15 protein-coding genes are annotated in these 19,681 nt (G+C 69.4%); 7 read left to right on the forward strand and 8 right to left on the reverse strand.

The features are described 5' to 3' along the window. Positions 1–14: 14 nt before the first annotated feature. Positions 15–3,440, reverse strand: a complete 3,426-nt coding sequence (locus tag QNJ12_RS12450; protein ID WP_300622975.1) for a BTAD domain-containing putative transcriptional regulator — start codon at positions 3,438–3,440, stop codon at positions 15–17. Between the two features lie 126 nt (positions 3,441–3,566). Here QNJ12_RS12450 and QNJ12_RS12455 point away from each other — a divergent pair, with 126 nt between their 5' ends. The 3 genes from QNJ12_RS12455 (at position 3,567) to QNJ12_RS12465 (ending at position 8,017) form a co-directional block, all read left to right on the forward strand. Continuing rightward, positions 3,567–4,604, forward strand: coding sequence for an ATP-binding cassette domain-containing protein (locus tag QNJ12_RS12455; RefSeq protein WP_300622976.1), 1,038 nt, complete (start codon positions 3,567–3,569; stop codon positions 4,602–4,604). After that, complete coding sequence (locus tag QNJ12_RS12460; protein WP_300622977.1) at positions 4,604–5,410, forward strand: ABC transporter permease; 807 nt, start codon at positions 4,604–4,606, stop codon at positions 5,408–5,410. Before QNJ12_RS12455 ends, QNJ12_RS12460 begins: the two co-directional genes overlap by 1 nt. A 156-nt stretch (positions 5,411–5,566) precedes the next feature. Continuing rightward, positions 5,567–8,017 (forward strand): EAL domain-containing protein, encoded by a 2,451-nt coding sequence (locus tag QNJ12_RS12465; RefSeq protein WP_300622978.1) that lies wholly within the window; start codon positions 5,567–5,569, stop codon positions 8,015–8,017. 54 nt (positions 8,018–8,071) lie between these two features. Here QNJ12_RS12465 and QNJ12_RS12470 read toward each other — a convergent pair whose 3' ends face one another. The 5 genes from QNJ12_RS12470 to QNJ12_RS12490 form a co-directional block, all read right to left on the reverse strand. After that, positions 8,072–8,902, reverse strand: a complete 831-nt coding sequence (locus QNJ12_RS12470) for an SDR family NAD(P)-dependent oxidoreductase (RefSeq protein WP_300622979.1) — start codon at positions 8,900–8,902, stop codon at positions 8,072–8,074. 12 nt (positions 8,903–8,914) lie between these two features. Beyond that, on the reverse strand, positions 8,915–9,997 hold the full coding sequence (locus tag QNJ12_RS12475) for an ABC transporter ATP-binding protein (RefSeq protein WP_300622980.1): 1,083 nt from the start codon (positions 9,995–9,997) through the stop codon (positions 8,915–8,917). 30 nt (positions 9,998–10,027) lie between these two features. Further along, positions 10,028–10,906 carry a carbohydrate ABC transporter permease gene (locus QNJ12_RS12480; RefSeq protein WP_300622981.1) on the reverse strand — a complete coding sequence of 293 codons (879 nt, stop codon included), beginning with the start codon at positions 10,904–10,906 and terminating at the stop codon, positions 10,028–10,030. An 8-nt stretch (positions 10,907–10,914) separates the two neighbouring features. Continuing rightward, the gene (locus tag QNJ12_RS12485; RefSeq protein ID WP_300622982.1) at positions 10,915–11,829 is read right to left on the reverse strand and encodes a carbohydrate ABC transporter permease; all 915 of its coding nucleotides are present in this window, start codon (positions 11,827–11,829) and stop codon (positions 10,915–10,917) included. 144 nt (positions 11,830–11,973) lie between these two features. Further along, the gene (locus tag QNJ12_RS12490) at positions 11,974–13,452 is read right to left on the reverse strand and encodes a sugar ABC transporter substrate-binding protein (protein ID WP_300622983.1); all 1,479 of its coding nucleotides are present in this window, start codon (positions 13,450–13,452) and stop codon (positions 11,974–11,976) included. 168 nt (positions 13,453–13,620) lie between these two features. On the opposite strand from QNJ12_RS12490, the gene QNJ12_RS12495 reads away from it, so the two are divergent. The 3 genes from QNJ12_RS12495 to QNJ12_RS12505 are packed head-to-tail and all read left to right on the forward strand — an operon-like array spanning position 13,621 to position 16,729. Beyond that, entirely contained in the window at positions 13,621–15,105 is a 1,485-nt protein-coding gene (locus tag QNJ12_RS12495; RefSeq protein ID WP_300622984.1) for a mannitol dehydrogenase family protein, read from the forward strand. Beyond that, positions 15,102–15,896 (forward strand): DeoR/GlpR family DNA-binding transcription regulator, encoded by a 795-nt coding sequence (locus tag QNJ12_RS12500; protein ID WP_300622985.1) that lies wholly within the window; start codon positions 15,102–15,104, stop codon positions 15,894–15,896. Before QNJ12_RS12495 ends, QNJ12_RS12500 begins: the two co-directional genes overlap by 4 nt. Further along, positions 15,893–16,729, forward strand: coding sequence for an inositol monophosphatase family protein (locus QNJ12_RS12505; protein WP_300622986.1), 837 nt, complete (start codon positions 15,893–15,895; stop codon positions 16,727–16,729). The genes QNJ12_RS12500 and QNJ12_RS12505 overlap by 4 nt, the downstream gene beginning before the upstream one ends. Here the strand turns inward: QNJ12_RS12505 and QNJ12_RS12510 are convergent. Together QNJ12_RS12510 and QNJ12_RS12515 are read right to left on the reverse strand one after the other, a co-directional pair. Then, complete coding sequence (locus tag QNJ12_RS12510; protein WP_300622987.1) at positions 16,709–17,557, reverse strand: phosphotransferase; 849 nt, start codon at positions 17,555–17,557, stop codon at positions 16,709–16,711. The two genes, QNJ12_RS12505 and QNJ12_RS12510, sit on opposite strands and share 21 nt — an antisense overlap. A 98-nt stretch (positions 17,558–17,655) precedes the next feature. After that, complete coding sequence (locus QNJ12_RS12515; RefSeq protein ID WP_300622988.1) at positions 17,656–18,288, reverse strand: TetR/AcrR family transcriptional regulator; 633 nt, start codon at positions 18,286–18,288, stop codon at positions 17,656–17,658. Between the two features lie 143 nt (positions 18,289–18,431). Here QNJ12_RS12515 and QNJ12_RS12520 point away from each other — a divergent pair. Then, positions 18,432–19,681, forward strand: a 1,250-nt coding sequence (locus QNJ12_RS12520) for an MFS transporter (protein ID WP_300622989.1), incomplete at its 3' end; no start/stop codon positions are given.

Genomic DNA, 19,681 nt, shown 5'->3' on the forward strand with positions numbered 1-19,681 from the left:
GCAACCCCTCGAGCTCACCGACCGGCGTCGAGCAGCTCGTCCAGCACCTGGCGCATGAACCCGAGCGCGCCTCGTTCGTCCAGCCCCTCCGCCTCGGCGGCGCGCCGGGCTGCGGCCGCCGCCGGGTCGGCCGCTCCGACCGCCACGGCGTCGGCGACGAGCAGCTTGAATCCCGGGCCTTCGACGCCGAGCAGGCCCGTCGAGTCGAAGTGGCCGAGCACCACGGCGGCATCGTCGAGCCGGCCGATCGCGGTCATCATGTTGACGAACTCGAGGCCGACCATCGCGACGCCGGACATGTTGTCGACGTCGAGCAACTCTTCGATGTAGGCGTGGACGGTGCGATAGGCCTCGATGTGGCGGCCCTGCCGGAACGCGGCCCTGGCCGACAGCATCTCGTTGGGCGAGTTCGTGCGTGGTGGCAGATCGATCGCCGTCGACTCCTCCCAGTAGCGGTCGGCCAGCTCGTGATCTCCTTGGAACAGCGCCGACGCGCCGAGCAGGTAGAGGGTCCAGTTGAGGAACGACGGAGGTCCCTCGGCCCGGAACAGCGCTGCGAGCTCCTCGTGCCGGCGCCGAGCCTCGTCGAACTGGCCCGACGTCATCAGCGCTGCCGCGGTGAACAGCTCGGCCAGGCGGGCGTAGGACTCCTCGCCGCGGCGCCGCATCTCGACGACGACCTGCGGCCCGACCTCGAGCGCCTGGAAGTCGTCGTCCGCATCGGCGATGAGCTGCGCGTACCGGACGAAGAGATGGTCAGGGGCGCCGGCCTCGGCGACGAGGCGCCGGAAGCGATCGCGGTCCTGCGTCATCGAGTAGTGGTTCGCCACCCACAGCAGCCCGACGGCGAGCGCGTCCTCGTCGTCGCGGGGCGTGATCGCGATGAGGCGCTCCATCCAGTCGGCGATCTCGCCGAGGCCGCGTCGGACGAACAGCTGGAGTGCGATCGGCCGGATGATGTCGGTCGCGAGTTCGCGCTCCCTCGTGTCGAAGGCCCAGTCGATCGCGCCGCGCACGTTCGGCCACAGCTCGGCGAGCTGTGCGGCGCCCTCCGCCTCTCGATTGCTGGCCAGCAGCTCGCCGAGCCGCACGACCTCGTCACGAACGAACCCGGCGTGCCGCGCGGCGAACCGATCGCTCAGCTCCGCCTCGGCCAGGTGCTCCGCGGCGAACTGGCGGATTGTCTCGAGGAGCCGGAACCGGCGGCCGTACGGTCCCGAGTCGACGTTGACCATCGAGCGTTCGACGAGCCCGCCCAACACGTCGTTGACGTCGTCGATCGAGAGCTGCTCGTCCGCCACGACCGATCCCGCTGCCCGGAGGTCGAACGAGCCGGCGAAGACCGACAACCGCTGCAGCAGCGCCTGCTCCTCCAGCTCCAGCAGGTCGTACGACCACTGGATCGCCGTCCGGAGCGTTCGGTGCCGCTCGACACTGCGCCGGCGACCGCCCGTCAGGAGACGCAGGCGATCGTCCAATCGCTCGACGACGTCGGACGGTCCGAGGCTGCGCACCCGTGCTGCCGCGAGCTCGATCGCGAGCGGGACCCCGTCGAGCGCCCGGCAGATCTCCTCGACCGCGTCGCGGTCCGCGTCGAGGTCGAAGCCCGGATCGGCGGACCGAGCTCGCTCGGCGAACAACTCGACCGCCGACCCGCCGGGGTCGAGCGGGCCGACCACGACCAGTTGCTCGTCGGCGACGCCGAGACCCTCTCGCGACGTGGCGAGCACGGTGACCTCCGGGCAACCGCTCGCAAGAGCCTCGGCGAGCCGAGCGGCGCCGTCGACGACGTGCTCGCAGTTGTCGAGCACCAAGAGCGCACGCCGGTCCTCGAGGTGCTCGACGACCGAGTCGGCGACGGTCCTGCCGCCGCTCTCCGAGACGTCCAGGACGTCCGCGACGGCGCGTGCCACCTCGTCGGACGCGGCGATGTCGGCCAACTCGACGAACCACGCACCGCCGTCGACGTCGACCTCGGCGAGACGGGCGGCCGCGAGCGCCAATCGCGTCTTGCCGATGCCGCCGGGGCCGACCAGCGTGACGACGGGCCCGGCTCTCATGGCCCGACCGACGCGCTCGAGGTCGTCGTCTCGGCCGACGAGCCGCCCGGCACGTCGCGGCAGGTTCCCGCGGCCACGCCGTTCCGTTCGCAGCGGCGGGTGCTCGCCCTCGTCGAGCTGGACGACCCTCAGGTTGGCGACGGCGCCATCGAACCGGAAGGAACCCAGATCGAGCAGGTCGGAACGGCCGAGCAACGTGGCCGTCACATCGGAGAGGAGCGTCTGACCGCCGTGTCCGGCTGCGGCGATCCGGGCTGCGGTGTTGACGGCCGGACCGAAGTAGTCGTCAGCTCGCTCCTCCGCTTCTCCGGTGTGGAGACCGATCCGGAGCCGGAGCTCGGCGTGCTCGGGCCACCGCTCGCCCATCATCGCCGCCTGCAGCGCAGTGGCCCATCTCGCACCGTCACCGGCGCGGTGGAATGCCACACCGAACGAGTCGCCGGCCGTCGCGAAGACGTGGCCGTCGTGCTCGCCGGCGACCGCACGAACGATCTCGTCGTGCCGCGCGACCGCGGCGGCCATCTCCTGGCGATGCGCGGCCCAGAGCCGGGAGGAGCCCTCGATGTCGCTGAAGCCGAACGTCACGGTCCCGGTCGGGACCACGGCGCGACCGGGTGCGTCCGGAGCGACGCCGAGCCGGTCGTCCTGCCCGAGCACGAGTGACTCCAGCTCGCGGAGTCGGGGCCCCGGTTCGACGCCGAGCTCCTCGACCAGATGCTGTCGAGCACGCCGGTACGCGCCGAGCGCGTCGGCCTGGCGGCCGCCGCGGTAGAGGGCGGTCATCAACAGGGCCCACAACCCCTCGCGGAACGGATACCGAGCGGTCAGCTCGGTCAAGACGGCGACACCCGTGGCGGGGTCCCGGTCCACCCTCCGTTCGAGATCGACCTCGAGTGCGCCCAACCACTGCTCGACCAAGCCGTCGACCGTCGCCGCCAACCCCGGCGCCTCGACACCGGCGAGCGGGCTGCCGCCCCACTCGGTCAACGCGGTCTCGACGTCGCCCGCCGCGAGGTACCACTGGAAGCGGGCGACATCCACCGACACGGGATCGACCGCGAGCCGGTACGCGGCGCCGGCTCGCTCGATCGCGGTCGAACCCAGACCCTTGCGGAGCCGGGTGATGTACGACTGCAACGTCTTCTCGGCGGTGCGGGGTGGGTCCTCGCCCCACACGAGCTCGACGAGACGTGCGACGGTCACGGCCGAGCCGACCGAGAGTGCGAGCGAGGCCAGCAGCACCTGGCACTTGGCGGGGCCGACGTCGATCGGGTCACCGTCGGCGCTGACGGCCTCGACACCACCGAGCAGGCGAATCTGCACGATCGGACCTCCCCGTTCGACCTCGTCGGCCGACCAGCTTCCCACAGGCCCGTGCATGACGGCATCGTCGAGCAGGACGGTTGTGGCGCAGTCGAGCGCCGGTTGAGTCCCGGCCTCGCCAGCACCATCGGTCGTCGACCGGCCGACGTCCGGCCCTCGACCGGTGGGGGTCATGGTCGGGGCATGAACAAGCTCCAACTCCCCTCCAACGGACGCATCGAAGCCCGTGGACTCGTCAAGCAGTACGGCGACGTCAGGGCGCTCGACGGCCTCGACCTCACCGTCGACGAGGGCACCATCCTCGGGTTGCTCGGCCCCAACGGCGCCGGCAAGACGACGGCGGTGTCGATCCTCACGACGTTGCTCGGTGCCGACGGCGGCCACGCCACCGTGGCCGGCGCCGACATCCGCGACGCGCCGACCGAGGTGCGACGACGAATCGGCGTGTCCGGCCAGTACGCGGCGGTCGACGAGAACCTGACCGGCTACGAGAACCTCGAGATGATCGGCCGCCTCTACCACCTCGGACGGAAGCACTCGTCGCGCCGGGCGCACGAACTGCTCGAGCGGTTCTCGCTCTCGGAGGCGGGCGACCGCCCGGTCAAGACCTACTCCGGGGGCATGCGGCGCCGCCTCGACCTCGCCGGCGCCCTGGTCGCCGAGCCGCCGATCCTGTTCCTGGACGAGCCGACGACCGGCCTCGACCCGCGCAGTCGCAACGAGCTGTGGGAGGTCATCGACGAGCTCGTCGACCGCGGCCGGACCGTGCTGCTGACGACGCAGTACATGGAGGAGGCCGACCTGCTGGCCGACGACATCGTCGTCATCGACCACGGTCGTCAGATCGCGCAGGGTTCGGCCGACGACCTGAAGGCGATGGTGGGAGGCGAGCGCCTCGAACTGTCGCTGCCCGTCGACGGCGACGTCGACGCCGCCCGCCGCGTGCTCGCCCGCATCTCGCTCGACGAGCCGGTCGTCACCGACCGCACGCTCACGGCGCCCGTCGCCGGTGGCGCGGCGACACTCACCGAGGCGCTGCGGGCGTTCGATGCCGAAGGCGTCGCCGTGCGCGACGTCGGGCTTCGGCGCCCGACGCTCGACGACGTCTTCCTCGCGCTGACCGGCCGCACGGCCGAAGCCGGCGACACCGGTGACACCGGCCCGGGCCTGCCCGACCGACACCACACCCAACCCACCCCGACCATCAAGGAGGCCGCGTGATGGAACGCATCACCCTCGCCCTGGCGGACGGCGCCACCGTCGCCCGCCGCAACATCATCAAGATCACCCGCATGCCCGAGCTGCTCGTCGCCGTCGTGATCATGCCGCTCGTCTTCGTGATGCTCTTCGCCTACGTGTTCGGCAGCGCGATTGACATCGAGGGAGGCTCGTACCGCGAGTTCCTCATCGGTGGCGCCTTCGCCATGATGCTCACGTTCGGGTCGACGTTCACCGGGCTCGGCCTGGCCGACGACATGCAGAAGGGGATCATCGACCGGTTCCGGACGCTCCCGATGTCTCGCGGCGCGGTCGTGTTCGGACGGACGGCCAGCGATGTCATCTACAACGTGGTGTCGACGGTCGTCATGGTCGGCGCCGGGTACGCCGTCGGCTGGCGGATCAACGACGGCATCGGCAACGCCCTGCTCGGCTTCGGGCTGGTGCTGCTGTTCGCCTACGCGTTCTCGTGGATCATGGCGTTCGTCGGTCTGACGGTGGGCAGCGTCGAGGCGATCAACAACGCCTCGTCGCTGGTGATCTTCCCGCTGACGTTCATCGCCAACACGTTCGTGCCGACCGACGACTTCCCGACACCGCTGCGGGTGTTCGCCGAGTGGAACCCGGTGTCGACGGTCGCCCAGGCTGCCAGGGAGCTCTTCGGGAACATCCCGGAGGGCACGCCCGAGCCGACCGCCTGGCCGTTGGAGCACGCCGCGCTCTACTCGCTCGGCTGGGTGGTCGTGATCCTGGCGATCTTCGTCCCCCTGTCCGTCCGGAAGTTCCAGCAGGCGGCCTCGGGAGGCTGACCGAGCGCCGCTTCACCGAGACCCGGCGAGGCCGTCGACCGCTGGTCGGCGGCCTCGTCGCGGTCGGGTGCGGCAGACCGCGGTCGGCGGAGCACCAGCCACTGCTCCGGCTCGGCGGTGGCCGGCGCCGGCACGCGCCGGTGCAACAATGGGAAGATGGACCACGCCGAAGACCGGCGCGCGCTGCGCGCCGTGCTGTCGCGGCATCCCGTCGCCACCGAGGCTGCGATCGCCGCGGGCGCGGCCGCCGGTTCACTCGCCGAGGTCGTGGTGTTCGAAGCGGGACGGGCGTTCGTGGTGTCGTCGACCGGGCGAGACGTGCTGCAGCCGCGTCACCTCACGGCGGCCGAGTCGTCGCTGCTGGCCTCCCCGGCCGAGCATGCGGTGGTCGAGGGTGCATCCAGCTTCGCGATCACCGACGCAGCCGGCGGCGTCGCCGGCGCGATCACCGTGCGGTCCGAGATCCTCGACCGGTTCGTCGACGTCCTCGCCTCCCTGGCCCGCATCGTCTCGGCCGCAGCGAGCCGAGCCGTCGCCCGTCAGGACGGTCAATCCATCGACGCCGCGATCCTGGAGACACTTCGCGACGCCGTGGTCGTCCTCGACACCGACCTCAACGTCCGTTGGGCCAACCCTGCCGTCGGCACGTTGCTGGGTCGCACTCCCGCCGACCTCGTCGGCCGATCGGGCGTCGAGCTGTTGCACCCCGACGACGTCGAGACGGCGTTCGACGCGATCACCCGACTCAGCCAGGGCCTGGAGATCTACCGCATGTTCGTGCGGCTCGAGCGTGGCGGGGAGGGATACGAGCGGGTCGAGGTCATGGGCACCGACCAGACGCAGCACCCTGCGGTCCGCGGGTTGGTGCTCTCACTGCGGGCCGCCGAGGTCGCCGAAGAGCTCGAGGCGTCGGTCGATCGTGTGCTCCGCATGAGCGACGCGATCGTGACGGGGCTCCACGACGGCATCGTCGCCACCGACGAGTTCGGGGCTGTCACGATGGTCAACCGAGCCGCACGTGACCTCTTCGGACTCGACCCGAGCGTGCCACCGTCGCGCCTCGGGCCGACGGACTTCGAACTGCTCGACGAGCGGGGTCACCCGATCTCGCTGGTCGTGCCCTCCGCCCCGGCGCATGACGAGAACGGCGTCGAACGCGACGTGTGCGTGATCACCGGCGACGACGAGTTCCGCTACCTGACCAGTCAGCGACGGTCGGTGCGCGACGACGACGGCAGGCTCCTCGGATCGGTCTTCGTGTTCCACGACGTCACCGACGCTCGCCAGGCGGAGGACCGGCTTCGGTCCCAGGCGCTGCACGACCAGCTCACCGGCCTGGCCAACCGCCGCCAGTTGGAGCAGCGGCTCGGCGAGGTCGGGGCCGAGCCGACGCCCACCGTGGTCGCGGCCTGCTTCATCGACCTCGATGGGTTCAAGCTGGTGAACGACACGCGCGGCCACCGGATCGGCGACCAGCTGATCCGCATCGCGGCGAAGCGCCTCAGCGGCAAGATACGAGCGTCCGACCTGCTGGTGCGGCAGGGCGGCGACGAGTTCGTCGCGCTGCTGACCGGTGTCAAGGACGCCGACGAGGCCACGGCTGCAGCCGAGCGGTTCCGCGATGCGCTCGGACGGCCCTACGTGATCGGAGAGGACCGCTTCGACCTGACTGCGTCGATCGGTGTCGCGCTCGCACGGTCGGACGCGCTCGATGCCGAGGCACTGCTGCGCAATGCCGACATCGCGCTGTACGCCGCCAAGGCGGGCGGCCGCAACCGGGTCGAGACGTTCGATTCGGACCTCGCTGCGGCGGTCGGCCGCGAGCAGAGCCAGCGGCGACTGCTGCGCGAGATCCTGGAGGACGATCGACTCGTCATGCACTTCCAGCCGATCCTCGATGCGGCGTCCGAGACGGCGGTCGGGTACGAGGCGCTGGCTCGCTGCGTCGACGACAACGGCGACCTCGTTGGCCCCTCTGCGTTCATGGACGTCATCACGCCGACCGGGCTGCTGTGGGATCTCGACCGGGCCGCGTTCGCGCTCTCGTGCCGGGCCGCGGCCGAGCTCGGGCGGCTGTCTCCCGGGTCGCCGCCCGTCGTCGCGTGCAACTTCTCGGCGATCAGCCTGGTCCAGGCCGACCTCGTCGATGTCGTCATGGAGACGGCCTCCGAGGCCGGCATCCAGCCCTCGCAGATCTGCATCGAGATCACCGAGAACGCCGCGCTGAAGGCGGGTGAGAGCACCCTGTGCGGGCTCCGTGCGCTCCGGGCGAACGGCTTCGCGCTCGCCCTCGACGACTTCGGCACCGGCTACTCGTCGTTGGCGCACCTGCGCGATCTGCCGCTCACGGCCGTCAAGGTCGACCGGAGCTTCGTCGCCGAGCTCACAGCCCGGTCGGCCGAGCGGGCGATCGCGCGTGCGATCGTCGATCTGGCCACCGTGCTGGGCCTGGACGTCATCGCCGAGGGTGTCGAAACCGCCGAGCAGCTCGAGCAGGCCCGGGGGCTCGGGTTCAGCGCGGTGCAGGGGTGGTACTACTCACAGGCGCTGCCGCTCGACGAGATCATCGACCGGTGGCTGCCCGAGCCCGCGCCCGAGTCGGCGTGAGCGGACAGCGACCAGCAGGCGATCGCCGTGCCGGCGACCCAACCGTCGTGACGATCAACTGGCCCCGCCGGCGATCTCGATGTTGACGCCCGTCAGGTACGACGCGGCGTCGGACAGCAAGAACGCGATGACGTCGGCGACCTCGTCGACGCTGCCGTAGCGGCGCATCGGGATCTGGTCGATCATCTGCCTGGCGACGGTGGCCGGGTCGTCGCCGTAGTAGGCGCTCGCCACCTCGGCTTGGCGGGCGACCTGGTTGTCCCACATCGCCCCGGGCCCGATGAACGCCGGGCTGACCGCGTTGACCCGGATGCCGTCGCCGGCGAGGTCCTTCGCCGCGCTCTTCGTGAGTGCGATCACCGCGGCCTTCGAAGCGCTGTAGGCGACCATGTTCGGCGCCCCGGCGACCCCTGCCATCGACGCCGTGTTGACGATCGCCCCGCCGCGACCTTCCTCGCGGAGCTGCGCAGCGAACGCCTGTAGCACGGTCAGCACGCCCATCACGTTCACGTCCAGGACTCGCGCGGCGTCATCGAGCGGGACGTCGACGACGTTGGCGAAGCGCCCCTGGTAGCCGGCGTTGTTGACGAGCAAGTCGGGCGTGCCGTACTCGCTCGCGACCGCGGTGAGAGCGTCGCGAACCGAACCGGCGTCGGTGACGTCGAACGTCGTCGTCGTGGCACTGGCACCGGTCATCGCCGCGCATCGCCGCTGCGTCTCGTCGAGCCGGTCGGCGGCCGCCTCGTGGTCGGCGAGCACCACGGCGATGCCGTCGCCGGCCAGTCGCATCGCGACGGCGCGCCCGATGTCCCCGGCGGCGCCGGTGACGAGCGCGATCCGACGTGCAGACGCCTCGTCGTGCGACGCCGCCGAGTCGGCACCCATCACGGCGAGCCGCTAGCCGCCCACCCGGCCGCCGTCGGGTGCGAAGACGTGGGTCGGGCCGTCGAAGCCGACGTGGACAGTGTCGCCCCGCTTCGTCGACGTCTCGCCGTGGTCGCGGACGACGAGCACGGTCGACTCGCCCTCGTGCTGGATCGCGACGTGGAGGAACGCCTCGGACCCCAGCTCCTCGACGACGGTCACCTCACCGGCGATGCCGTCGGCACCGAGTTGCAGGTGCTCCGGCCTGACACCGACCGTGTACCGACCCGGCCCGCGCTCGCGGAGATCGGCGGTCACATCGGGTTCGAGGGGGACCGCGACGCCTCCGAGCGTCAGCGCTCCATCCTCACCGGCGTCCGCGTCGAGCAGGTTCATGGCCGGCGACCCGATGAAGCCAGCGACGAACCGGTTGACGGGATGGCTGTAGAGCACGCTGGGGCGATCGACCTGCTGGAGGACGCCGAAGTTGAGGACGGCCACCCGGTGGCCCATGGTCATGGCCTCGACCTGGTCGTGGGTGACGTAGACGGTGGTGACCCCGAGGCGGGCCTGGAGGTCGGCGAGCTCGGTCCGGGTCTGCACCCGCAGCTTGGCGTCGAGGTTCGAGAGCGGCTCGTCCATCAGGAACACCTTCGGGTGCCGGACGATCGCGCGGCCCATCGCGACCCGCTGGCGCTGGCCGCCGGAGAGGTTCTTCGGCTTGCGGTCGAGGTACTCCTCGAGGTCGAGGATGCGCGCCGCCTCGCGCACCTGCTCCATTCGCTGTGCCTTGGGGACCTTGGCCTGCTTGAGGGCGAACCCCATGTTCTCGGCGACGGTCATGCTCGGGTACAGAGCGTAGTTCTGGAAGACCATCGCGATGTCGCGGTCCTGTGGTGGCGTGAGGGTGACGTCGTCGCCGTCGATGTAGATGCTGCCCTCGTTCACGTGCTCGAGGCCGGCGAGCATGCGCAAGGCCGTCGACTTGCCCGAGCCGGACGGGCCGACCAGGACGAGCAGCTCGCCGTCCTCGATCTCGAGATCGAGCGAGTCGACTGCGGCGATGTCGGTGCCCGGGTAGATACGAGACGCTGCTTCGTAGCGCACTTCAGCCATGGATCGGGCCTTTCCGTTCGAGGGTGTTGCTCACTTGATCGCTCCCATCGCGAGGCCGCGGATCATGCGCTTCTGGGCGACCCAGCCGGCGATCACGACCGGCAGCGTGGCGAGCACCGAAGCGGCCGAGAGCTTGGCGAGGAAGTTCCCGCGGCCGCTCTCCTGCGATGCGACCCAGACCGGCATCGTCGAGCCGTCGACGGGGTTGAGTTGGACGGCGAGGAAGAACTCGTTCCACGCGAAGATCACGCAGAGCAGCGCCGTCGCCGCGAGGCCGGGTGCGACGATCGGCAGGATCACCTGCCGGATCTGGCCCGTCAAGCTGCAGCCGTCCATCTGGGCGGCCTCGATCAGCTCCCTCGGCACCTCGGCGAAGAAGGAGCGGAGCATCCAGACCGCCAGCGGGAGGTTCATCGCGGTGTAGAGGATGACCAGGACCGTGCGGGTGTTCAGGAGATCGAGGTCGCGGGCGATGATCCAGAGCGGCATGATCGCACCGACGATCGGCAGGAACTTGGTGGAGATGAAGAAGAACAGGATGTCGCGCCACCGCTTCATCGGGCGGATCGCCAGTGCGTACGCGGCCGGAATCGCGAGGATCATCACCAGGACGGTCGAGATCGAGACGATCCACACCGAGTTCGAGAAGGCCTCGGTGAACGAGAGCAGCCCTTGCGTTTCCTCGGTGACCTCGGAGAAGCGGCCGAGGGTGGGATCGAAGAACAGCTTTGGGCTGGCGTTGGCGTCGATCTCCTCCTTGAACCCGTTGAGCACCATCCAGAACAGCGGGAAGAAGAAGACCAGCCCGATCAGCCACGTGAGGAGGCCGAGCAGGTGGGCGACCGCCTTGTTCTGCCCGAGGATCGGCTCGGCCTGCTGACGCCGGAACCTCGTGACGGCTCGCTCCATGACGGCGGTCATTTCTCCCCCTCCAGCAGGTTCGACAGCACTCGCAGGCCGATGTTGGCGATGATGATCGATGCGATCACGACGATGATCGAGTACGAGGAGGCGAGGCCGAACCGGTTGCCACCGCCGATCGACCGCTGTGCGATGTAGAACGGCAGGTTCTTCGAGTCGGGCGAACCGCCGGTGATGACCTCGATGTGGTCGTACACCTGGATCAGGTAGATCGCACCGAGCAGCGTGCCGAGCTCGAGATAGGGGCGGAGCTGCGGGAACGTGATCTGGCGGAAGATGCCCCACGACGTCGCACCATCGACCCTCGCAGCTTCGAGGACCGACGAGTCCTGCCCCTGGAGCCCGGCGAGCACGATCAGCATCATGAACGGACTCCACTGCCAGACGAGCACCACGATCACCGACCACAGCGGGTACTTCGTGGCGAACTCGACGGGTTCGATGCCGACCTGTTCGAGCAGCCAGTTGAGCACGCCGAACGTGGCGCTGAACATCTGCGTCTTCCAGAGGAACCCGGCGACCACCGGCATCACGAGGAAGGGCGTGATCAAGAGCGTGCGGACGAACCCCTGACCGAAGAACTTCCGGTCGAGGAGCACCGCCAGCCCGGTGCCGACGACGAGCGAGAGGAGCACGGCGAGGACCGTCATCTGCACGCTGACCCAGGCGGCGTCCCGGAAGAAGCCGTCGTCCGGCAGGCTCGAGTAGTTGTCGAACCCGATGAACTCGCGCGGTTCCGGGGTGTCGATCCGCCAGTCGGTGAGGCTGTAGAAGAGCGTGAAGAGGAACGGGATCTGCGTCACGAAGATCGTGAAGAGCAGCGCCGGCAGGATCGGGAGGCGGCGCTTCCACCCCTCGACTCGTTCCAGGCGCCGGACCTCGGTGGCGCGATCAACCGCTGTCGTGGACATCCTCGTGACCCCCTTGGTCGAGATGATCCTGGTTGACGATCGTTCCATGCCGGCCACGAGCCGGCCCGATGGGCCCGGCCGGGTGAGGAACCCGGCCGGGCCATCAGATCATGACACTCGATGTGTCAGGGCCTGACACACATGTCAGGTGCTGACCTCCGAGGCGATGGCCTGGCAATCGCCGAGCGCGTCGTCGACGCTCATCGAACCGGCGATCGCCGCCGAGAACAGCTCGGTGCAGCGGGTGCCGACATCCTGGAACTCGGGCACACCGACGTACTGCACACCAGGCAGACCGGGCCGCGGCGTGGTGCCGGGGTTGTCGATCGGCGCAGCCAGCATGGCGTCGATGGTCCGCTGGGCGAACAGGCCCGCAGCTTCCTGGTAGTTCGGGTTGTCGTACGTCGACTGACGGGTCCCCGGAGGAACGGCAGCCCAGCCACCGGGCAACTCGTTGGCAGCCAGCTCGATGTAGGCGGGGCTCGTGGCCCAGCTGATGAACTCCCACGCAGCTTCCTGGTCGGTCGTGCTGACCGGGATGGCGAAGGTCCACGCCCAGAGCCAACCGGAGGCGTCGGTCTCCTTGACCGGAGCCAGGGCGAAGTCGTTCAAGCCCTTGACGGGGCTGTCCTCGGCCTCGAGGATCGAGGCGGCCACGGTGGCGTCGTACCACATGGCGACCTTGCCCTCCTGGTAGAGCGACAGGCACTCGGTGAAGCTGGAGTTGGCGGCGTCGTCCTCGCCGGCGTCGTTCACGAGATCGACGTAGAAGTTGAGCGCCTCGGCGTACTCGGGCTGATCGACCTGGGCAGCACCGATGGAGCCGTCGTCGTTGGCGAGCCACCACGTGCCACCGAAGGTGTTCAGCACGGTGGTGAAGGCGGCGCCGAGGTCACCCCAGCCGGGCTTGCCGCGGAGGCAGATGCCGGCCATCTCGTCGCTGTCGATCTGGCGGGCGATGTCGGCGACCTCTTGCCACGTCGGGGCGGCGGGCATCTCGATGCCGTTCTCGTCCATGACGTCCTTGCGGTACATGAGGAACGACGACTCGGCGTAGAACGGCGAGGCGTAGAGCTCACCGTCGACCGAGAGGCCGCCGCGCACGGCGGGGATCAGGTCGTCGATCTGGTAGTCGGGCGTCGAGGCGGCGAGGTCGTTCAGGCCGACCAGCCAGCCGTTGGCGCCGAACTGCGGCGTCTCGTACATGCCGATCTGGACGACGTCGAACTGGTCGCCGCCGGCGCCGACGTCACGAGTCGTGATCTCGCGCAGCTCCTGCTCGGGGAGCACGGTGAAGTTCACCTCGATGCCCGTGTCGGCGGTGAAGTGCTCGGGCACGAGCGAGGCGATGTCGTCGATGATCGGGTTGCCGACGATCGCGACGTTGATCGACCGGTCGGCATCGGCGCCGTCATCGGTTGCGCCGTCGTCGGTCGCGCCGTCGTCGGTCGCGCCGTCATCGGTCGCGCCGTCATCGGTGGCGCCGTCGTCGGTCTCGGTGTCGTCTGCCGCCCCGTCGTCGTCATCGTCGTCGCCGCATGCGGCTGCGACGAGGCCGAACGCGACGAGCACGCCAGCGGTCGTGAGCCAGGTGCTGCGACCCCGGCCAGTCCGTTGCTTCATGTGAGTCTCCCCCTCGGGACGTTGATCGGACGGGACGGCTTCCCCTCCCACATGTTGTGTCTAGTTGGGTTCATGTTGGAAATCAAGCCCCACGGCAAGAATTCTGGAGGTTTGCGCCCGAAAATTGCCCTCTAGCGTCTTTGTTCATGTTGATATAGGATGCTCGGCGTGCCATCGGATCACACCGCTGTCGCATTGGGGGACGCCGCGCTCGCGACGTTGCCCGATGCCGTCCCTGCGCCCGGGTACGACCGCGGGCGGCTGCGTCCGAGCATCGTGCACATCGGGGTCGGTGGCTTCCATCGCGCCCACCTGGCCACCTACGTCCACGAGCTGTGCCAGCTCGGCCTCACCGACTGGGCGATCGTCGGGGCCGGGGTCCTGCCGGCCGACGCGTCGATGAGCGAGGCGCTCGACGCCCAGGACCACCTGTACACGCTGATCACCCGCGGCTCGTCATCGACCGAGGTGGCCGTCATCGGCAGCATCGTCGACTACATCCATGCGTCACCCGTCGCGGACGAGCTGATCGATCGGATCGCGGCCGACGACACACAGATCGTCTCGCTCACGGTGACCGAGGGCGGCTACCCGGTCGACGATGCCACCGGGCGGTTCCTCCCGGACTCACCCGGAGCGGGACCGGCGTCGGCGTTCGGCATCATCGCTGCCGCGCTCGACCGGCGGCGCCGAGGGCATGGTGCGCCCCTCACCGTCATGAGCTGCGACAACGTGATGTCGAACGGCGCAGTCACCCGCGCTGCGACGCTCGGCGAGGCTCGTCGCGTCAGCGAGGAGCTGGCCGCATGGGTCGACGAGCACGTCACGTTCCCGAACAGCATGGTCGACCGGATCACGCCCACCACCACGGCGGCCGACCGGGCCTGGCTCGTCGAGACGCACGGCGTCATCGACAGGTGGCCCGTCGTGACCGAACCGTTCCGCCAGTGGGTCGTCGAGGACGCGTTCGCCGGCGATCGCCCGCCGCTCGAGCGGCTCGACGTGATCGTGACCGACGATGTCGCACCGTACGAGCTGATGAAGCTGCGCCTCCTGAACGCAGCCCATTCGTGTCTGGCCTACCTCGCGTGGCTCGACGGGTTCGTCACCGTCGACGCGGCACTCGCCGACCGCCACCTCCGGAAGTTCGTCCTCGACTTCCTCGAACGCGAGGCGAAGCCGGTGCTACCGGCGGTCGCCGGCATCGACCTCGATCAGTACACCACCTCCCTGATCGAGCGTTTCGCCAACCCGCAGATCGGGGACCAGATCGCTCGGCTGTGCCTCGACGGGAGCGCGAAGTTTCCCAAGTTCCTCCTGCCCACCGTTCGCGCCCAGCTCGGGGTGGGCGGTCCGGTCGAACTCAGCGCGCTCGCGCTTGCCGGGTGGTGCGAGTACCTCGCCCGCGGGGCGGGCACCGATGGGCTCGCTGCCGACCCGCTCCTCGATCGCGCCGTCGAGTGGGCGCTTCGATCCGTCGACGAGCCGACGGCATTCCTGGCGTTCGACGACGTGTTCCCCGACGACATCGCAACGAACCCGATCTTCGCCGGCGCGTTCGAACGCGCACTCACCCGACTGCGCGCCGATGGTCTACGCTCGGCCGTCGCGCACACGATGAACGGCACGGGCAGGAGGTCGGGCGGCCGGTGACAGAACCAGCGATCGAGGCACCGTCACCCCTGTTCCAATCCGAGCGTCAACGCGAGATCCTCGCGTTGACGCTTCGCGCCGGACGGGTCGAGGTGGCCGACCTCGCCGAGCGGTTCGGCGTGACCACCGAGACGATCCGACGCGACCTGTCCGACCTGCAAGAGCAACGCGTCGTCCGTCGCGTGCACGGGGGGGCGATCCCCTGGGAGACCGTCGGTTTCGAGCCGCTCCTGTCGGTCCGAGCCGACCTCCACGACCCCGAGAAGCGCCGCATGGCCCGGGTTGCGGTCGAGGAGCTGCCCGATGCTGGTGCGATCATCATCGACTCGGGGAGCACGCTCACGCGGTTCGCCGAGGCGATCCCGCGAGGGTGCGACCTGCGAGTCGTCACGAACTCGCTGCTGACGGCGCAGGTCCTCGCCGAGCACGATGCGATCGACGTGATCGTCGTCGGCGGCAAGGTGCGCAAGAACACCCTCGCGATGGTCGATGCCGAGGCGGTGGCCGCGATCGAGCCGCTGTTCGTCGACACGCTCTTCATCAGCGCCGACGGTATGTCGGCCGAGATGGGTCTGAGCACGCCGTATCGCGAGGAGGCTGCGCTGAAGCAGTCGATGATCCATTCGGCGCGCCGGGTCGTGGCGCTCGTCGACCATTCCAAGGTCGGCCACGATCACTTCACGCGGTTCGCCGAATGGTCCGACATCGACGTGCTGGTGACGAACACCGAGGTCGACCGCGAGGTCGTCGATGCCATCGAGACGATGGGCACGACGGTCCGCCTGGCGTGACCTCGCCCGACGGATCGCTTCGCGGTCCGGCGCTCGGTTCGCCTGCCGGACCGCCGATCGATCCTCCGGCCACCCACCTCGAGCGCGTCGCCGTCGAGGTCGCCGAGCTCGCCGCCGAACTCGTCCGTTCTGCGTCGGGCAACGCCGACGCGCTCCACACGAAGAGCTCGCCGACCGACGTGGTCACCCGCACGGACATGCAGGCCGAGACGCTGATCCGCGAGCAACTCCTCCAGCGCTGCCCCGGGTCGGCGATCGTCGGCGAGGAGTACGACGACGCGGTCGGCACCAACGGTGTCGGATGGGTCGTCGACCCGATCGACGGCACCGTGAACTTCCTCTACGACCTGCCGGTCGTGTCCGTCAGCATCGCGGCGACGCTCGACGGCGTGACGGTGGCGGGCGCAGTCACCGACGTCCACCGCGGGGAAACGTTCTCGGCGGCCCGTGACGGGGGCGCACGGCGTGACGGTGTGCCGATCACCGCCAGCGCTGCACACGACGCCGCACATGCGCTCATCGGCACCGGATTCGCCTACGACGCCGAGCTGAGGGCGACCCAGGCCGACGTCCTCACGCGCGTCCTACCGGTCTGTCGCGACATCCGCTGCATGGGGTCTGCGGCACTCAACCTGTGCTGGGTGGCATGCGGCCGACTCGACGGCTACTTCGAACGCGACCTCAAGATCTACGACTACGCGGCCGGCGCGCTCATCGCGACCGAGGCGACCGCTGTAGTGGAGCTGCCGCGCCTCGAGGCCGGCAACCTGATCCTCGCCTCGGCGCCCGCGCTGTTCGGCTCGCTCCAGGACCTACTCGGCGAGCGCCGCTGATCGCGCGTCGAGGAGCGCCGTCGTCGACTCGGCCTGCCGTTCGGTCCAGAGCGTCAGGAGCGCGGCGTCGTCGGTCTGGGCCGACTCGGCGAGCCGGCTCACCGCGACGACCGCCTCCCAGGCCCGCAGGACGTCGACCGGCACCTCGAGCACGTCGATCATCGCCGCCACGTACGAGGAGTGCAGACGATCGAGCAGGTCGGGGTCGGCGCCCGGCAGGTGCGGCGGCGCGTCGGGCAGACCGTACGGGCGCACGAGCAGCGAGGTCCGCACGACGTCGGCGACCGGGTGCCCGATCGTGGCGTCGAACCAGTCGATGACCACGGGTCCGTTGGCGCTCATCAGCACGTTGCCGGGGTGGAGGTCGCCGTGCAGGAGTGCGGCACCCCGCGGCATCGCCGTGACCGACGCATGTGCGGTCTGACGCTCGGTGTCGGGGAGGTGCTGCACCTCGGCGATCTTCTTGCACATGCGATCGACGAGGCCCGCGACACCGGTGGGCAACCCGGCCGTGAGGATGTGACGGTGGACCTCGGCCATCAGGTTCGACAGCGCCGGGATGTCGCCAGGCCGTTCCAGCATGTGCTCCCACATCGACCGCCCGTCGATGCGCTCGAAGACGATGGCCGGCCGGTCATCCACCTGGACGACGTCGAGCACGTCGGGCGCGGGCACGCCGAGCTGTCGCACGGCCGCGGTGAACTTGGCCTCCATCGGCGCCCAGTGCGACGGCACCTCGGGCCGTGGCACCTTGACGACGGCGAAGGCTCCGTATGCGTACACATCGGATGTGCGGCCCGCCGCGACGAGGGGACCCATTGCGGTCATGTGGACCCCACTGCCATCGCATCAGTCTGGCCGACCTGCGAGGCCGATGTGCGGGCGCAGCCCCGGCCCGTGCGGAACGCCGGTGACCGGCGCGACGGTCAGCCGTCGGTGCGCCAGGACTCGACGAGCGCGGCGATCGAGTCGATCTGCCGGTTGAGCTCGTCTGCGTTCGCGCCGCTCCGGGCGGTCAACGCCGTCGACATCGCGAGCGCCATCATCGTGTCGACATAGGTCTCGACCAGGCCACTGTCGATCTCACCCAGGTCGGCGGCTCGCTGGAGAACGCGCCGGAACGCGCCGCGCATGATCGATCGGTACCGCACGGAGAAGTCGGCGACCCACGGGTCCTGGTTGCCGAGCTCGGCCGACGTGTTGACGCCGAGGCACCCGCGGCCGCCGCCCTCGCCCAGGCTCTCGATGCGGATCAGCTCGACGAAGCCGAGCAGGTCGTCGATGCCACGGTCGCCGTCGGTGAACTCGTCGAGCATCGAGTGGCGCATGTCGAGGTACCGGTCGAGCGCGCGACGGAACAGCTCGTCCTTCGAGCCGAACGCGTTGTACAGCGACGACTTGTTGAGGCCCGCCGCCTCGACGACCTCGGCCATCGAAGCCGCCTCGAACCCGCGCTCCCAGAACAGGGCCATCACCTGCTCGACGACGAGCTCCTCGTCGAAGGTGCGCGGGCGCCCGCGTGCCGATGTCTCGGTCGTGCCGGTTGCCTCGGTGGCCATGCACACATCGTAAGCAGGCGTGATGCGATTTGTGAACCTTTCGGTCGAAAATTTGTTGACTTTCTGGACCAATCGGTCCAAACTGCTCGTCACCGCTACTGGACCAATCGGTTCATAACGTCCACCACGAGGAGCCACCCACCATGTCCGACACCGTCCTCTCCGAACCGCCCGACGCTCTCGCGGCGCCACAACGCGATCCGCAACGCTGGCTGATCCTGGCGATCATGTCGCTCGGCACGTTGATCGTCTTCCTCGACCTGACCGTCGTGAACACCGCACTCCCGGCCATCTCGGTCGAGCTCGGCGCGACCACCTCCGAGCTGCAGTGGGTCGTCGACTCCTACGTGCTCGTCCTCGCCGGCCTGCTGATCCTCGCCGGGTCGATCGGCGACCGCTTCGGACGCCGTCGCTGGATGTCGGGCGGGCTCGTGCTCTTCCTCATCGGCTCGGTCGTGGGCGCGCTCGCCGAGTCGATCCCGACCCTGATCGCCGGCCGAGCCATCCAGGGCCTCGGCGCCGCCTTCGTCCTCCCTGCGACGCTCAGCATCGTCACCAACACCTTCGACCGCGACGAGCGCAACAAGGCCATCGCCGTGTGGACCGCGGTCGGCGGCATCGGCATCGGCTTCGGTCCGGCAGTCGGCGGCTACCTCGTCGACCGGTACGACTGGGCGGCGGCGTTCTGGATCCACGTGCCGATCATCCTCGTCGTGCTCGTCGCCCAGTTCCTCGTGCCCGAGTCGAAGGACGGCCGCACCGTGGGCCTCGACGTCCCCGGCGCCATCACGGCAACGCTCGGCATCTCGGCGCTGGTGTTCGGCATCATCCAGGGCAACGAGTCGGGGTGGACGTCGGCGACGATCGTCACGAGCTTCGCACTCGCCGTGACGCTGCTCGCCGCGTTCGTGGTGATCGAGCTGCGGGCAGAGCACCCGATGCTGCCGCTCCACTTCTTCCGCGAGCGCGACTTCTCGGGGTCGGTGATCGTGATCGGCCTGATGTTCTTCGCCGGGCCCGCCACGTTCTTCTTCCTGACGCAGTTCTTCCAGATCATCCAGGGCCGCGACCCCTTCGAGGCGGGGCTGCTGATCCTGCCGAACGCCGGTGCGATCATCGTCGCCTCGGCGATCGCGCCCAAGCTGACGGCGACGATCGGCCCGAAGCGCACGGTGATGGTCGCGCTGGCGATCATGGCGCTGTCGATGGCGCTCTTCACCGGCGTCGCCGCCGACTGGAGCGCCACCACCGAGATCGGCATCATCCTGATCCTCGGCTTCGGGTTCGGGCTCGGGATGCCGGCGCTCACCGACTCGATCATGGCCGCCGTGCCGGTCGAGGACGCCGGCGTCGGGTCGGCCGTCAACGACGTCAGCCGCGAGCTCGGCTCGGC

The organism is Ilumatobacter sp., from assembly GCF_030065885.1.
Lineage (GTDB): Bacteria > Actinomycetota > Acidimicrobiia > Acidimicrobiales > Ilumatobacteraceae > Ilumatobacter.

Excerpts from the sequence above, each read along its gene's own strand:
- QNJ12_RS12450 (WP_300622975.1), bottom strand. The coding sequence starts at position 3,440 with ATGCACGGGCCTGTGGGAAGCTGGTCGGCCGACGAGGTCGAACGGGGA.
- QNJ12_RS12455 (WP_300622976.1), top strand. The coding sequence starts at position 3,567 with ATGAACAAGCTCCAACTCCCCTCCAACGGACGCATCGAAGCCCGTGGA.
- QNJ12_RS12460 (WP_300622977.1), top strand. The coding sequence starts at position 4,604 with ATGGAACGCATCACCCTCGCCCTGGCGGACGGCGCCACCGTCGCCCGC.
- QNJ12_RS12465 (WP_300622978.1), top strand. The coding sequence starts at position 5,567 with ATGGACCACGCCGAAGACCGGCGCGCGCTGCGCGCCGTGCTGTCGCGG.
- QNJ12_RS12470 (WP_300622979.1), bottom strand. The coding sequence starts at position 8,902 with ATGGGTGCCGACTCGGCGGCGTCGCACGACGAGGCGTCTGCACGTCGG.
- QNJ12_RS12475 (WP_300622980.1), bottom strand. The coding sequence starts at position 9,997 with ATGGCTGAAGTGCGCTACGAAGCAGCGTCTCGTATCTACCCGGGCACC.
- QNJ12_RS12480 (WP_300622981.1), bottom strand. The coding sequence starts at position 10,906 with ATGGAGCGAGCCGTCACGAGGTTCCGGCGTCAGCAGGCCGAGCCGATC.
- QNJ12_RS12485 (WP_300622982.1), bottom strand. The coding sequence starts at position 11,829 with ATGTCCACGACAGCGGTTGATCGCGCCACCGAGGTCCGGCGCCTGGAA.
- QNJ12_RS12490 (WP_300622983.1), bottom strand. The coding sequence starts at position 13,452 with ATGAAGCAACGGACTGGCCGGGGTCGCAGCACCTGGCTCACGACCGCT.
- QNJ12_RS12510 (WP_300622987.1), bottom strand. The coding sequence starts at position 17,557 with ATGACCGCAATGGGTCCCCTCGTCGCGGCGGGCCGCACATCCGATGTG.
- QNJ12_RS12515 (WP_300622988.1), bottom strand. The coding sequence starts at position 18,288 with ATGGCCACCGAGGCAACCGGCACGACCGAGACATCGGCACGCGGGCGC.